This is a genomic window from Selenomonas sp. ND2010 (genome assembly GCF_000702005.1).
Classification (GTDB): Bacteria; Bacillota; Negativicutes; order Selenomonadales; family Selenomonadaceae; genus Selenomonas_A.
In genome coordinates, this window is sequence record NZ_KL370848.1 from 72,034 (window position 1) to 87,671 (window position 15,638).

Consider the following 15,638-nt stretch of genomic DNA (forward strand, 5'->3'; position numbering starts at 1 on the left):
TTCCTCCCTATTTTTACTTCTTATGCCGCTTGTTAAACCAGCGAATTACCAGCAACCCCAAAATCGCTCCTGCCAAAATCTGCAAGTCCGACATCCTGAATAAGGAATCCGCTCCGTTTTCCTGGACCTTTGTATAAATTGCACCAATTACCAGCAATACCACCAGTAAATTGGATATTGCTTTGCCATGTTGTTTCAAGAAAGAAATACTGCTCACCTCCGGGTATGCACACTTATCCCAACTTACTCTCCTTTAAATTTTACTATGAAAAATCGGGAAGTCAAGCGAGACTTGCTTTTATCCCCAAATACCTTTAAAATAAAAGAAGTGTCAAAACTTTGACCCATTTCTAACATACTGAAAGGTGATTCAATATGAGCATTTTTTCTCGTTTCTTGCCGACAAGGAAACCGGTAGAAATAAAGAACAACATCCCGAAAGAAAAAGCCAACATCCGCAAGACCTTCGGCATCTATTGCCATAGCCATCACAAAACTTCCGGCGATACGCTTTGCCCCAAATGCACAGCACTACTCGCCACGGTTATGACCAAGATGAACCGCTGCCCGTACGGTATCACCAAACCAATCTGCGATCGTTGTGACCGCACCGTCAACTGCTTTGGCTCCAAACAGGCCCAGGAATTCCTGCATGTCATGGGTTCCAGTCAGAAGCGCATGTTCCTGCGCCACCCCATCATGGCTTTCAAACACAAACTGGCCAGCATGGGCGTTGATTATGCCAAATATCAGCAGGCAAAAAAAATCGACGACAAGGTCAAAGCCAAAGAAGAAGCGTCCAAGAAACGCGCCAAAGACAGAAAAGCAAAAAAATAACCAGCTGAAATACAGCGCCCCGTTGACCTATTTGCCAACGGGGCGTTTTCTATCATTACGCAAAAAGTCCGAGGACTCTTCGCCGCGAGTCCTCGGACTTTTTATCGCTGATATTTATTTTACCAAATGCAAGGAAGGGCGTTCTTCCTTGTCTTTTTTTTCTTCCGAATCGGATTGCTTCGAGGCAAATTGGGGCTGCGGTTTATGACCGTGGTCGCAGATGTTTAATAGAATTCCCATCGCTATCATCGTGACCAGCAGGGAAGATCCGCCATAGCTGATAAAGGGCAGCGGTACACCGACGACGGCGAACATGCCGCCAACCATGGCCATATTCGCCAAAGCCTGTCCCAAGATGAGCAGCATGATGCCCGTAGCCAAAATCTGTCCGAATTCATCTTCTGCTCGATTCGCAATGCGGACACAAAAGAAAATCATCAAGGCGAACAACAGGAAAACCATCAAGGCACCGACATAGCCATGCTCCTGACAGAAGATCGCGAACGCAAAATCCGTATGGGCCTCAGGCAGATACTCGTATTTGCTGACGCCATCGCCAAGCCCCATGCCCCAAAAGCCACCGGAGCCGATAGTCGACAACGACTGAACGGTCTGATAACCGATTCCCTGCGCATCCGACCATGGGTCAAGCATGATCTTGATTCGGTTCAAGCGATAGGGCTGCAGGAAAATCAAACCTACAACACCGGCTAGGACAACAGCTCCCATGCGAACGATTTTCATAACGTTCATCCCGGCTACCACGGACATGATAAGCGGCACACCGCAAATAATCGCCGCCGTTCCCAAATCCGGTTCCAACTCCGTAAGACCGGCCATAATCGCGATAATACCATACTGCAGATTGACGACCGATATCTCTTTGCCCCGTTTTATCTGACTGGCCAAAACCGCCGCTGCCAGCATCAGGCTGAGCAATTTGGCAAACTCCGCCGGCTGGAAGGCGATAGCACCGACGCCCAGCCAACGCTTAGCACCATTGACGCTGTTTCCCACCACGAGAACGGCCGCTAGCGACACAAGCATCACCATCAGCAGCATCGGCATCCAGTTGCGCCAGCGCCGGTAATTGATGCGCCGGCAAACCAGAAAAGCAATCAACCCGATTCCGAGCCAAATCGTATGGCGAATCAAAAAGTGATACGGTGTCTCATAATCGATTGTCGACAGGACGAAACTAGAACTAAAAACGTTAATCGTCCCCAAGACCAAGAGAATAACCATGATGACGATGATCGGTTCTGCATCATTGCTCCACAGGGTCTTCCTTATCCGCATGATATTGCCCCCTTACGGAAAGATAACCTCACAGCGGTTAATCTTCTCACCAAAACCGCTGAACTTGCGTTCATACTCGGTCATGATGTTGTCGGGACGGTTCTCGGCATGAAGGTCAAACGAAACATCGCGGACCGGCAATTTTGCTTCCTCGAACTGCTCCAGGGAAAAATCAAAAAGCGGACGATTATCCGTCTTGAAATGAAGCTCACCCGGCTTCTTCAAAAGACGGCGGTATTTCTCCAAAAAGCCCACATGGGTCAGGCGGCGTTTCGCATGACGCTTCTTCGGCCATGGGTCACAGAAATTGATGTAGAACCGATCTACCTCATCTTCCGCAAAGATGTTTTCGATATTGTTAATATCAAAAACGAGCAGACGCACATTGGTAAGTTCCTTTTCCGCAATCTTCTTGGCAGCGGAATAGAGCACATCCTGCTGAGCTTCAATGCCAATATAGTTGATATCGGGGTTGCGCTCTGCCAGCTGGCTGATGAAATCGCCTTTTCCCGTTCCCAATTCAACATGAAGCGGTGCCTGACGGCCAAAAATCTCCGCCCATTTCCCCTTTTTCTCTTCACCAATCTCCTGATCGCGGCTGATGACAAATGCATCAAATTCGTGGATTGCCTCATCCACCCAGGGTTTTCTTCTTAAACGCACAATCTTGCTCCTTTATCCTCGTTATTTCTTCTCCAGGCCATATTTCTTGAGGTAACGATACAGCGTAACACGGCTGACATTCAAGAGGTTTGCCAAGCGGCTGACATTCCCACCGGCTGCCTGCCAAGCCTTGACGAACACCTCTTTATCTTCTTTCCATTTGTTATCAGGTTTAACATCGCCCATCAGGCTGATGTTAGCCGGGCCGATTTCAGCTCCCGGCGTATTGAAGAACGCATACTCCAACACGCTTTGCAACTGCTTGATGTTGCCTGGCCAATCGTATTCTTCCAGAACTTTCTCCGTCTCCGGCAGAATGCGTTTCGACTCCATCTGATGCTGTTCAGCCAGCTCGCCGATAATATGACGGGCAAGCGCTGGGATATCTTCCCGACGACTTCTAAGGGCCGGTACGCGAACCACGCTGCGGCTCACAATGTCATAGAGCTCACGTGCAAAGAGCCCGCGCTCGGTAAGGCGTTTGAGATCGCTGTCGCACGCCGCGATGATGCGGACATCAATCGTGCGCTCGACGGATTCGCCCACACGGCAAGTCTTGCCTTCATCCAAGGCACGCGCCAGCTGCTGGGCAATGTTCTTCGGCATTTTCTCGATCTCGTCGAGGAACAGCGTACCACCCGAAGCCAGTTCCAGACGCCCCTGATGGCTAACCTCTGGATTCAGCATGACACCGAAAAGCTCCTGCTCGAGAAGTTCCGGCGTAGCATCGCCGCAGCGAAGCGTGATAAGCGGACCTGCGGCGCGCGAGCTTGCCTGATGGATACCATGCGCCATGCGCTGCTTGCCGGTACCAGCCTCGCCCTGAATCAATACATGATGGTGGTTCTTGGCAACGCGGGCCGCCTTATTGCGAACACTCTGGAACGTCGAACCGTCACCGACCATAGAGTTGAGGCTGTATTTTGCCGTGTAGCCAGCGGCATGTGCCACCAGGGTACGCAAATCTTCAATCGGCATGGAGACGACAACGACGCTCTGAACCGCCTGATCCTCATCCCGTTCCAACGGCACAACCGTCGTAATATCTTCATACGTCTTAGCCGGCGTAATCCAAGTGACTTCTTTATTGTAGGACGGCACCCCACGGAATCCCTTGTAGATTGGGGTGTGCTGATAGTTCATGATGACATCGTTGAGGTTGGACGTATGGCGGCCGGCCTCATTCTTCTTCGCACCGATGCCCTCAAGACGCGTATGACCGAGCTGGTTTGCATAAGCGACCTCACCACCTGGCATGACATGATAGACGGCAAACGGCGTTGCGTCGAGGATTGCCTCCTCGGCCTTGATGCGCATTGCCTCAGTCAGATGCTCCTCCAATGCGGTCTTCATCGTCAAGAGCAGCGAAATGACCGCATCCTGCGGCATAGCAATCTGCTCCATCGATACCAGCGTGATGATGTAATGGAACTCGCCATTTACCTTGACTGGCGCCGAGCAAGCGTCACCGAGCTGACACTCTTTGACCCACATCTCCGGTCCAAACATCCAGAACGGCGTCTGATGCTCGTAAGCAATGCAGATGGACGACGTACCGACTTCTTCTACACCGACGCGGGTTCCTTCGATTTCTCCCGGCGTCATTTGGTAAAACGGCAGCGAATAGCTCTTGAGCACCGTGCAGTCTGCATCGACGAGCAACAAACTCAGATTGTACTCCTGGAAAAATTCGCGAATCCCTTCGCTGAGTTTGCTCAAGTAATCAATCGCATCGCGGTGCTTGTTCTGCAGCTCCAAGAATTCCTCCTTGGACAGCTTGTGCTCCACTTCCATTTTCTCGCGATTGATGGCAAGACTCTGGCTCTTTTTCCAGGACTCCGCCACCCAAGGATGGACGTTCGGGTCGAGTATCCCCTCTTCCGTGAATTTCTGATAATAAGCTTCGAGTTTGCTTCTGCTGCGATGTTCTCTAATCATAGCTCAGCCTCCTGTTAATCCTCTATTTCCTTTTCCGGATCTCTTCCGGAATTTTCTCGTTTCGTAAATATCGTAACTTACATTTTACCAAGCATCCCGTTATCATGCAATTCCTTTTGTCCTATTTCCCAGCAAAATCTATAAATTTGACTCGCTAAAAAGAACAAACTTCAAATAACCGCCGATGTGGTTAAATCTTGATAAAGATACGGCGACGATACAAGTACTCTGCCAATCCCCACCAACAGCTGCACCAAAGAACCGTAAACAAAAAAATACTAAATGGAATTCCCCCGATTCCCTTGACCGTCATCCCCCACAGCCGTGGAAAAAGTGCCGCCTCCGGCGAAGGCAACATCCATAAAAGCGTAAGTGCTGCTCCCGTCAACATATAAATCAAAATAGGATTCATGCCAAAGACGCGGAACGGATGAAAGCAAAACGACGACAGTTTCGGCAGAAGCGAAAACAGGACATGCAACAAGAGCGCGAGCAACATAAAGGCACTGCTGGTAAAGAGTACATAAGGGGCTGTCCACAACGGCTTGCTTATGATGTCCACCTGATTCCAAATAACCCCTGCACCAGCCAATACGATGCCATAGCTTAACAATTGCAATAGCGCCTCCGGCGTGTTCTCCAACAGCAACCGTCCTGCAAGCATTCCCAGCAGCATCGAAGCCGTGCAGGCAATGGTCCCATAAAGCCCTTCCGGATCAAAGGATGCCCCCATGTAGCAATGGGCTGATCCCGGAATGACCTGATCGATAGCCGAACTGATATTGTCCGCTTGCGCAAAAGGCGCATCCGGCGAAAAGCAATGAAATCCCACGGATGATACCAACAGAAAAAAAAGTGCGGCCATAAGCAAATCGATTTTCGTATGCAAAACGCGTCCCAGCACAATGCCCACGGCATAAACCATCGCCAAGCGCTGCAACACCCCAAAGAGCCTTCCCTGGCCCCACAAATCCGACCAAAGCGACCCAACTGCCGTCCCCGGCAGAAGTAGATGCTGGAAAAGAATCGGCATGACGTTGTATAAAATGCCGAGCAGGAACAAAATCCCAGCCCGATGCATTACCTTGCCGAGCATCTCCGGCCACCATTCCCGCTCATGCTTTTGCAGCCAGATGGCAGCTGCCGCTCCCATCGCAAATACAAATCCTGGGAACGCCATATCGGCAAACGATATTCCCTGCCACGTCGTATGAAGCATCCAGGGATATGCCTGCTCAAAATCTGGCACGGCATCTACCATTATCATGCATACGATGGCCAATCCTCGAAATACATCGAGGGATTCCAACCGCTCTTTCTTTGCTTTGATCCGCATCAAAAATCCTCACTTTTTCAATTTCTTTTTGCCAACCTGGTAGAGTTTCTCCACAGAATCTGCTTCCGTGCAAAGCGTGATGCTGCACAACAGCTTTAACTCTACTGTCTTTTGCTGCACCACAAACGCGCCTCGAAACTGCTGCTGGATATCCGCCACCCGGTTCTCAAGTTCCCCAGGTTTCTCAAAGTAACTAAGCACCCCGAATACGCCACCTTTTATCCGCGCCACCGAGCACTCTTTTCCACAACTATTACGCAGCCGGTCCGCAATCAAACGCAAACATTCATCCACCGAAGCAGATTCCAGCGGCCTCATCAGACTCCTATAATCCTCCCATTCTACAAGAATAAGGCCAAATTTACGGCCGTGATACTGCATCTGTTCCTCATAATCAAAATACACTTCATAAAAGCCTTTTTCGTTCATGAGATCCGTTACCTTATCCTGCCGCACATCGCTCAGAATATTTACCATGCGTTGCTGCAGCCTGTCCGCATCCCGAAAATATCCCATCAATCCAACAATCCGGCCGCGATCATACAGCGGCCATTTGTTGCAAACAATCGAATGCGCAATCCCCTTGATGATGCAATTCCCCGGTGCATCACGAACCACCTGCCCCTTGGCAATAACATCAAGCTCATCGCTCTTATAGGGCTGATCGTCCACATGCCAGTGCATCTCCTCGTCATTTTTGCCGACGATATCCTCCAACGATTTTATCCCGTAATAATCGAGGAATGCCTGACTGACCCCCAGAAAGCGGCGATTTTCATCTTTCCAAAAATAACAATCCTGGGTCTGTCGCATAAGATTGCGCCAAAGCATCGCTTGCTGCTGCTGGTTACGCCGCGCCTGCGAAAAGGTCTCTTTCCCCTCAACATCGCGGTTTTCGCTCTGCATGATGGTTTCTACCAAGGACACATCTTCGAGGTTTGCCTGTTTTACGCACAACAATACAAGATTATCAGAATTATTGTCCATATGCAACCAAATATACTGCCGCCAGGAATAGGTTCCATCCTGATTTTTGGTTCGGAAGAAGCCTTCCACATAACCCACCTGACTCTCAGCAATGTGCTCATGCACGTCCATCTCGGTCACAAAATCCAAATACCGCTGCCGGTCATCCGGATGAAGCAGCTCTTCAACCATATACCGGCGATAATCTTTGAGACCATAGGCATTACCCTTCGCCTTGCTCCCATCCTGTTTGGAGACCAGCACCGGCTCGGCACAATCCCGTTCGAAATCAATCAGCACGATATCCTCAAACAGCGTACTGACCTCGCGCATCACGCGGTCTAGCCGCTTCTTTGCCACATTCTCACTATCGGACGATAGATTGATCAGGGTGACCCGGTACAAGCATTTATGCTCATACGCCGCTGAACACTCAAACTTCATCATCAAATACTGCCCGCGATTGGAATAGAACATCACGTCTTCTCTTTTATTCTTTCGCAGTTTATTGACAAATTCCCTAAGCCGCAAATGAAGCGAAGAAAATCTGGAATTTATCGTGCGCTCAAGCTGGGAAATTCCTTGAAGTTCCATTTCCTTGAGCTGTTCAAAAAACGCCCCATTGGCATATAACACCCGAAATACTTTCCCATCATCTTCAAAAATCGCCGTTGGCTGATCGGTAATCACATTGATGCGGCCAGCCTGATCGTAGTAGTGCTGCCAATCCAGCGAGGCAATCTTCAGTCCCTTGCTGATGATATTGTCGATGGATTCCTGGAACGGAAGTGGCTTGCCAAACAAATATCCCTGCACTTTCTCACAACCAATACTGCGCAAGAATTCAAACTGCTCCTCCGTCTCCACTCCTTCTGCCAAAGTTTGGATGCCAATTTTCTTGGCCATATCGACCGTCGAAGTAAGAATTGCCTGTGACCGGTCGTTGAAGGACGATAAAAACATCATATCGAGCTTTATCTCATCGAATTGATAGTCCTTCAAAACGTTAAGGGACGAATAACCACTGCCGAAGTCATCCATCCAGACCTGATAGCCGGCATCATGGAATTTCTGGATCTCTGTCTGCATGCAGAGCCCATTATCAAAGAGCATACTCTCCGTGATTTCGATATGGATCATATACCGTGGAATCCGATACTTATCCACGGCTTCTTCAATCTGCTGGAAAATATTGCAGAGCAAAAAATCCAGCCGCGACAAATTGAACGACACTGGCACGACTACCAGCTGCTTATCCATGCGCTCCCGCATCAACCGGCAGGTCTCACGAACAATATAGATATCCAGCTTATAGATCTGCCCGCTGTCCTCCAAGGCACTGATAAACTGACCAGGATTCAAAAAGCCATAGATCGGGTCTATCCAACGAGCCAACGCCTCCATACTGCAAAGCTCTTTCGACAGCGTGCGAACCACTGGCTGATAATAAAGCTTTATCCAATGGTATTCAAGTGCCACGTCGATATGGCTCGATACGTATTCGTAGATTTCCAGTTGCTTATGAATCTCCTTCGAATAATACTGTACCGAAGCGGTAATCTTATTCCTGATACTGTCGCATGCTATCTTAGCAAAATCAAGCGCAACAATCGGTTGAATCGACTGCTTGTCTTCCCACTCAAATACCCCGGCTTTCATTTCCAGCAGCATTTCATCGCTTATCGCTTTTATTGCTTCTCGGACCTTTTCCAGACGCTCTTGAATGCTATTTTCCTGTGTCAACACCCCAAAGTGGTCATTATTGAGGCGCGCCACATAGTCCTGCGGAAAAATATCCTGCAGGATTTTCCCCACTGCTTTGAGGCAGGCATCCCCAGCCTCAAGCCCATAGCGAATGTTATAGTGCTTGAAATTATGTATGTTTACGAAAATAAATGCCACCGGTCTCGCCACCGGTGAATTCATCATAGATTGCAGTAATTTCTGCGATGCCTCCAAAAAACGCCGCAGACTCATGAGCCCGGTCACCCGATCGACTTCGAACGTTTGCGACTTTATCTCGACATCCGCAATAAAGACATAATAAAGAAGCCCTTCTTCCGGATCATCCACCAAGCGGCCAAAATCCTCGACATAGGAAATGGCCCCTTTTTTCGTCGTAATGAAATAAGCCACATGATCGAACCGTTTATCATGCGTTTCTACCTGATACGCGATATCCTGTTCAACCGCCTCGAGTTCATTGCGATTTACCATACCGCGAAAACTACCGCCTACATATTGATAAAACTCCGAAAAAGTCTCACACTCAAAAAGCCTCAATACCTGCTCATTCGCATATAAGATTTCTTCTGACTCATCAGCTCTATAAATAAAGAAACCGCCTGGCAAAAAATCCGTTTTCGCCGCCAGTTTTTTTCCTACTGCTCCGATGTTCATCGTTATTCACCCTATCCTTTCAGGCGAGTTCCGGCATATTAGTATTTATAATCTTCGCGCAAAAAAATCGTATTCCTGCTATCTTTACGCCGAATCCGAAAATATGCTTCACGATTTGTATCGTTGCATCGTGTCATGGTATAATGATTTTGTTGATTTTAAAGCAAAGGAGCTTCCATTATGGCAAAGCAATATAAAAAATTACAGAAAAAAGTTTATCCTAAAGTCGAAGACCCACGCAAAAAAGAGCAAGAAAAAATCGGAAAAGACTATCTGCTGTTGGCTGTCATTTCCTTTACCCTGGTAGTTACCCTGTTCGGTTGGCAGACTTTCGATGCCCTGAACCGGGCGATGTATGTCCTGCTCACCTTCTCGCTTGCCATGACGTATATTTACCGCCATGCAAAGATTTCCGAGAACGCTCGTATTTACGTAAATCGAGCCAGCCTTTGCTCGATGGGTCTTGCCATCGGCATGTTCTGCCTTGCCCTCTGGCATGAGTTCAACAAATAAAATTCTATCAAAAAAGAGCTATCCATTCGGATAGCTCTTTTTGCTGTTTGGTTATTCCTGAAACTCGGTCTTCGTTGCCCGCAGGCGTGCCATAGCACGCTGCATAGCGAGCTGAGCCCGCTCCACATCGATATTCTTGGCTTCAGGTGCCCCCTGATGAAGAAGGGCCAGACGCTCTTTGGCGCGAGCCATAGCATCTTTGGCGCGATTGATGTCGATATCAATCGGCTGCTCGGCTGCCGTGGCGAGCACCGTAATCTTATCCGGCGTAACTTCCATAAAACCACCAGCCACTGCAATGAGCTGTTCATCGCGGTCAGCGCCAAGACGCACGCGCATGGCATGCGGTACCAGCCCTGTAACCAGCGGAGCATGTTTCGGCAGGATGCCGAGCTCGCCGCCCGTGGAACGGACGATGAGCATGCTGATGTCTGCGGAGTAAACAACTTTATCCGGAGAGACAATCTCTAGCTTGATAGTCGCCATAGATTATTCCTCCTCTTTAAGTTTCTTAGCTTTCTCCACAGCTTCGTCAATCGTACCTACCATGTAGAATGCATTCTCCGGCAGGTCGTCATATTTACCTTCAAGGATTTCCTTGAAACCGCGAACCGTCTCTTTGAGCGGTACGTATTTACCCGGGGAACCCGTGAACACCTCAGCAACGTGAAACGGCTGCGAGAGGAAACGCTGGATCTTACGCGCACGGGATACCGTGAGTTTATCCTCATCGGAAAGCTCTTCCATACCGAGGATGGCGATGATATCCTGCAGCTCTTTGTACTTCTGCAGAACGGCCTGAACGCCACGAGCAACTTCGTAATGTTCCTGACCCAGGACTTCCTGGTTGAGGATACGGCTCGTGGAATCGAGCGGGTCAACGGCCGGATAAATACCGAGCTCAGCAATCTGACGGGAAAGAACCGTCGTTGCATCAAGGTGCGTAAACGTACCTGCCGGAGCCGGGTCCGTAAGGTCATCGGCCGGGACATAGACAGCCTGAACCGACGTGATGGAACCCTGCTTCGTGGACGTGATACGCTCCTGCAGAGCACCGATATCCGTGGTCAGCGTCGGCTGGTAACCTACTGCCGACGGCATACGGCCGAGCAGTGCGGATACCTCCGAACCAGCCTGAATGAAACGGAAGATGTTGTCGACGAACAGCAGCACGTCCTGATGCTGGACATCACGGAAATACTCTGCCATCGTAAGGCCCGTCAGAGCAACGCGCATACGTGCTCCTGGCGGCTCATTCATCTGACCATAGACGAGCGCGGTCTTGTCGATAACCTTCGACTCCTTCATCTCGCCCCAAAGGTCATTACCCTCACGGGTACGCTCACCGACACCAGCGAATACCGAGTAACCGCCGTGCTCTTTTGCGATGTTGTGGATAAGCTCCATGATGAGGACCGTCTTGCCGACGCCTGCACCACCGAACAGACCGATTTTACCACCGCGGGCATACGGAGCGATGAGGTCAACGACCTTGATACCCGTTTCGAGAACCTGCGTGCTGGTCTCCTGCTCATCGAATTTCGGAGCTGGACGATGAATCGGCCAAGCTTCCTTGTTGCCGACCGGAGTCGGGTCATGGTCAACCGTCTGACCAAGGACGTTGAAGATACGGCCGAGAACTTCGTTGCCGACCGGAACCGTGATCGGAGCACCGGTATCGACTGCTTCCATCCCACGGGTAAGACCATCGGTAGAGCTCATAGCGATGCAGCGGGTTACGCTGTCACCCAGATGCTGCATAACCTCAACGACGAGGTCGATGTCAACATCACCAGCTTTGCCTTTGATCGTGATTGCATTGAGAATTTCCGGCAGCTGCCCTGCGGGGAATTCAATATCTACGACAGGTCCGATAACCTGTACAACTTTACCTTTTGTTGCCAATGGTAAACCTCCTAACGATGCTCTTATTTCAGAGCTTCAGCGCCGCCAACGATTTCAGTAATCTCGTTGGTGATGCCTGCCTGACGTACCTTGTTGTAGTAGAGGTCCAGCTTGCTCATGAGTTCTTCCGCGTTATCCGTAGCGTTGCTCATTGCATTCATGCGGGAACTCAGCTCCGATGCAGCGGACTGCAGCAAAGCCGCGTAGACCGTCGTATACAGATACTGCGGAAGCAAGAAACCAAGTACCGTAGCCGCATCCGGCTCATAGATGTACTCGGCATGAACTCCCGTATTCTCCCCGGCCTCGGACTGGAACGGCAGCAACTGAACGGACTGCGGCTCACAGTTGATGGCGGAAATGAACTTCGTATAGACCATCTGCACTTCCCGGTACTGCCCGGATTTGAAGCGCTCCACGATATCATCTGCAATATTCCGGGCATTTTCAAAGGACGGGCGCTCGCTGATACCGATGTAGCTCTCAGCGATCTTATACCCACGGTTCTTGAAATGGGCTACGCCTTTGCGTCCTACCACGACGAGTTCCGTGTCGTCCTTCGATTCTACAATAGCTTCTGCTGCTTTGCAGGCATTGCCGGAATAAGCGCCAGCCAGTCCTTTATCGGCCGTGACCAACAAGATGAGCTTCTTGCCCTCTTTATGGGTCTCGAGAAGCGGATGGGAAAAATCAGCCCCGGCATTCGCGGCGATTTCCTTCACGACTTCCATAACCTTCTCGGCATACGGGCGATTGGCACTAGCTGCTTCCTTTGCATGACGCAAACGCGAAGTTGCAACCATGTTCATGGCACTCGTGATCTGCTTGGTACTCTTTACGCTTTTGATGCGCTGGCGGATATCCTGTAAACTAGCCAAAAAGAATCACCTCGCTGTCTTATGCCATTTTGTATGTGATGGTTTCCTTGAACTCCTCAATAGCCTTCGAAAGTTCAGCCTCAAGCGCATCATCGAGTTTCTTCTGCTCGATAATCTTGTTGCCGACTTCCGGATGCTGCGTGCGCATGAATTTCAGGAAATCATCCTGGAATTCTACCACCTTCTCCACAGGAATATCGGTCAGGAAGCCTTTGACAGCCGTATAGATGACCATGACCTGTTCCTGGACTAAGAGCGGGCTGTACTGAGCCTGTTTCAGCGTCTCTACCATACGAGCACCGCGGTCGAGCTGTGCTTTCGTAGCCTTGTCCAGATCGGATGCGAACTGCGAGAACGCAGCGAGCTCACGATACTGAGCAAGGTCAAGACGCATGGTACCAGCAACCTGTTTCATAGCCTTGATCTGAGCGGAACCACCGACACGGGATACCGACAGACCGACGCTGATAGCCGGACGGATACCGGAGTAGAACGAGTTCGTCTCGAGCATGATCTGACCATCGGTGATGGAAATGACGTTGGTCGGAATATAAGCCGAAACGTCACCAGCCTGCGTCTCGATGATTGGCAATGCCGTAATGGAACCGCCGCCGAGCTCATCGCTGAGTTTTGCCGCACGCTCCAGCAGGCGGGAATGTAAGTAGAATACATCGCCCGGATAAGCCTCACGCCCTGGCGGTCTTCTGAGCAGCAACGACATAGCGCGGTATGCAGCTGCATGCTTCGTAAGGTCATCATATACGCAGAGGCAGGCTTTGCCCTGATACATGAAGTGCTCAGCCATAGCGACGCCGGCATACGGAGCCAGATACTGCAGCGGAGCGCTGTCAGCCGCCGTAGCAGCAACGACAATCGTGTACTTCATGGCGCCAGCTTCTTCGAGCGTCTTGACGACACGAGCAACCGTCGATGCCTTCTGACCGATGGCAACATAAACGCAGATACAATCCTGATCCTTCTGGTTCAAAATCGTATCAACGGCGATAGCCGTTTTACCAATGCCGCGGTCACCAATGATGAGCTCGCGCTGGCCACGGCCGATTGGTACGAGGGCATCGATAGCCTTCAGACCAGTCTGCAGCGGTTCATGGACCGATTTACGGTCAGCGATGCCCGGTGCATGATACTCAACCGGACGCATGGTCTCCGCTTTGATTTCGCCTTTGCCATCGATTGGACGGCCGATAGCATCGACAACGCGGCCAATCATAGCTTCGCCTGCCGGTACCTGCATGATGCGGCCCGTGCGTTTTACCTGCGAGCCCTCTTTGATTTTCGTCTCACCGCCTAAGATAACGGCACCGACGTTGTCCTGCTCAAGGTTCAGGACCAAACCATAAATATCATTGCCGAAATCGAGCAGCTCGCCAGCCATTGCCTTCTCGAGGCCATGGATATGGGCAATACCGTCACCGATTTCGATAACCGTTCCAACATCATCGACGTTAAGATCTACATTGTAGTTCTTAATCTGGTCTTTGATGATGGCTGTTATTTCTTCCGGATTCATTTTCATAACTTCGCTGTCACCCCAGTTTCATCAATTGTTAGCCAGTAGTTCTTTTCTAAGCGATTCGAGACGTCCAGCGACACTGCCATCAATACGGCGGTCGCCAATCTTGACAACTACGCCGCCAATAATGTCCTTGTCCTCATGCAGGCGGAGTTCCACCTGTTTGCCGGTAATGCTCTCAAGCTTAGTCTTGATTGACGAAGCCTGTGCGTCATCCACCGGTGCTGCCGTCGTCACATCCGCAATCAGGATGCCTCTGGCTTCATTCGAAAGCTCACGATACGACTCCTCGATGGCCTCGAACAGCGCGATACGGCGCTTGTCGATAAGCAGCATCAAGAAATTGTACACGTTCGCGGAAAGCTCACCTTCAAAAAGCTTCTGAATCAGCTCTTTTTTAGCCTTTGTCTCGACCTGCGGATTGGAAAGGAACGCGATTGCTGCCGGAACGGTTGCAAGACCGCTGCGGACCTCAGCCAGTTCCCTGCCATACTCCACAAGCTTATCTTCCTCCTGGGCAATCTCGAAGATTGCCGTGGAATATTTACGTGCAAGCTGTAAGTTTAGCATGGCAGATCACCAATCTTATCTTTATCAAGCTTATCGACGAATTCCGTGATAAGCTGCTCATTCTCAGCTTTATCGATGTTTTTGGAGATGATTTTGCCAGCAGCAGCCATGGAAAGAGCCACGACCTCGCCCCGGAGCTGTGCCACAGCACGCTCGCGGTCACGCTGGATTTCAGCCTCAGCAGCCTTCTTCATCTGCTCAATTTCGCGTTTCGTCTCAGCACGAGCGGCCTCGCGTTCTTCGCTGGCGCGCTTTTCCGCGTTGCGGATAATATCCTCAGCTTTGACGTTGGCAGCAGCCAGCTTCTTTTTGTAATCAGCCAGCAGCTTATCAGCTTCCGCTGCATCGGCATCTGCTTTATCAAGGCTTTCTTTGATTCTATCCTCGCGGGCTTTGAGCATGTTGACGACCGGCTTATAAGCCACAGCGCGCAGCAGAACTACGAGAATGACGAAGTTAATGATCTGCGCGAAGAATGTCATATTTAACTCGATCAATTACTATGCCCCCCCTTTTGTCGTTTTTCACCAAAAAAATTATTTGATGAGCGGGTTAGCATAGAGCATGATCAGAGCGACAACCGTTGCGATGATTGCCATTGCCTCGATCAGACCTACGGAAATCAGCGTATTGGTGAACAGCGTGTTTTTAGCCTCCGGCTGACGCGTAATACCCTCGATGAAACGGCTCGTTACCATACCATCACCAAGGCCTGCACCGACTGCTGCAAGACCCATGCAGAGACCTGCACCGACTAAAGCTGCTGCTACCATAATTGCATTTTCCATGAAAAAATCCT

15 protein-coding genes are annotated in these 15,638 nt (G+C 50.2%); 2 read left to right on the top strand and 13 right to left on the bottom strand.

Features of this window, described 5'->3' with window-relative positions:
• Positions 1–13: 13 nt before the first annotated feature.
• Positions 14–199: a hypothetical protein gene (locus T504_RS0113145; RefSeq protein WP_074513796.1), complete on the bottom strand. Its 186-nt coding sequence runs from the start codon at positions 197–199 to the stop codon at positions 14–16.
• A gap of 176 nt (positions 200–375) precedes the next feature.
• Between T504_RS0113145 and T504_RS0113150 the strand changes: the two genes are divergently transcribed.
• The gene (locus T504_RS0113150; RefSeq protein WP_033171511.1) at positions 376–837 is read left to right on the top strand and encodes a nitrous oxide-stimulated promoter family protein; all 462 of its coding nucleotides are present in this window, start codon (positions 376–378) and stop codon (positions 835–837) included.
• Positions 838–951: 114 nt separating this feature from the next.
• On the opposite strand, the gene T504_RS0113155 is transcribed toward T504_RS0113150, so the two are convergent.
• The 5 genes from T504_RS0113155 to T504_RS14075 form a co-directional block, all read right to left on the bottom strand.
• The gene (locus T504_RS0113155; protein WP_033171512.1) at positions 952–2,136 is read right to left on the bottom strand and encodes an FtsW/RodA/SpoVE family cell cycle protein; all 1,185 of its coding nucleotides are present in this window, start codon (positions 2,134–2,136) and stop codon (positions 952–954) included.
• Positions 2,137–2,148: 12 nt separating this feature from the next.
• The gene (gene trmB, locus T504_RS0113160; RefSeq protein WP_033171513.1) at positions 2,149–2,799 is read right to left on the bottom strand and encodes a tRNA (guanosine(46)-N7)-methyltransferase TrmB; all 651 of its coding nucleotides are present in this window, start codon (positions 2,797–2,799) and stop codon (positions 2,149–2,151) included.
• A gap of 21 nt (positions 2,800–2,820) precedes the next feature.
• The gene (locus T504_RS0113165; RefSeq protein WP_033171514.1) at positions 2,821–4,737 is read right to left on the bottom strand and encodes a sigma-54-dependent Fis family transcriptional regulator; all 1,917 of its coding nucleotides are present in this window, start codon (positions 4,735–4,737) and stop codon (positions 2,821–2,823) included.
• A gap of 190 nt (positions 4,738–4,927) precedes the next feature.
• Positions 4,928–6,073 (bottom strand): acyltransferase family protein, encoded by a 1,146-nt coding sequence (locus T504_RS0113170; protein ID WP_033171515.1) that lies wholly within the window; start codon positions 6,071–6,073, stop codon positions 4,928–4,930.
• A 9-nt stretch (positions 6,074–6,082) separates the two neighbouring features.
• On the bottom strand, positions 6,083–9,439 hold the full coding sequence (locus tag T504_RS14075) for an EAL domain-containing protein (protein ID WP_051635408.1): 3,357 nt from the start codon (positions 9,437–9,439) through the stop codon (positions 6,083–6,085).
• Positions 9,440–9,619: 180 nt separating this feature from the next.
• Between T504_RS14075 and T504_RS0113180 the strand changes: the two genes are divergently transcribed.
• A complete protein-coding gene (locus T504_RS0113180; protein ID WP_033171516.1) occupies positions 9,620–9,952 on the top strand; it encodes a hypothetical protein in 333 nt (110 codons plus the stop codon).
• A gap of 51 nt (positions 9,953–10,003) precedes the next feature.
• Here the strand turns inward: T504_RS0113180 and T504_RS0113185 are convergent, their stop codons facing one another.
• From T504_RS0113185 to atpE, 7 genes are read right to left on the bottom strand one after another with little or no spacing between them, the layout of a single operon-like run.
• Entirely contained in the window at positions 10,004–10,438 is a 435-nt protein-coding gene (locus tag T504_RS0113185) for a F0F1 ATP synthase subunit epsilon (RefSeq protein ID WP_033171517.1), read from the bottom strand.
• 3 nt (positions 10,439–10,441) lie between these two features.
• Positions 10,442–11,857 carry a F0F1 ATP synthase subunit beta gene (gene atpD, locus T504_RS0113190; protein ID WP_033171518.1) on the bottom strand — a complete coding sequence of 472 codons (1,416 nt, stop codon included), beginning with the start codon at positions 11,855–11,857 and terminating at the stop codon, positions 10,442–10,444.
• Between the two features lie 23 nt (positions 11,858–11,880).
• Positions 11,881–12,735 carry an ATP synthase F1 subunit gamma gene (gene atpG / locus T504_RS0113195; protein WP_033171519.1) on the bottom strand — a complete coding sequence of 285 codons (855 nt, stop codon included), beginning with the start codon at positions 12,733–12,735 and terminating at the stop codon, positions 11,881–11,883.
• Positions 12,736–12,754: 19 nt separating this feature from the next.
• Positions 12,755–14,272 (bottom strand): F0F1 ATP synthase subunit alpha, encoded by a 1,518-nt coding sequence (gene atpA / locus T504_RS0113200; RefSeq protein WP_033171520.1) that lies wholly within the window; start codon positions 14,270–14,272, stop codon positions 12,755–12,757.
• 24 nt (positions 14,273–14,296) lie between these two features.
• Complete coding sequence (locus tag T504_RS0113205) at positions 14,297–14,839, bottom strand: F0F1 ATP synthase subunit delta (protein ID WP_033171521.1); 543 nt, start codon at positions 14,837–14,839, stop codon at positions 14,297–14,299.
• Positions 14,833–15,336, bottom strand: coding sequence for a F0F1 ATP synthase subunit B (gene atpF, locus T504_RS0113210; protein ID WP_033171522.1), 504 nt, complete (start codon positions 15,334–15,336; stop codon positions 14,833–14,835). Before atpF ends, T504_RS0113205 begins: the two co-directional genes overlap by 7 nt.
• A gap of 39 nt (positions 15,337–15,375) precedes the next feature.
• Complete coding sequence (gene atpE, locus T504_RS0113215; protein WP_033171523.1) at positions 15,376–15,627, bottom strand: F0F1 ATP synthase subunit C; 252 nt, start codon at positions 15,625–15,627, stop codon at positions 15,376–15,378.
• Between the last annotated feature and the right edge of the window lie 11 nt (positions 15,628–15,638).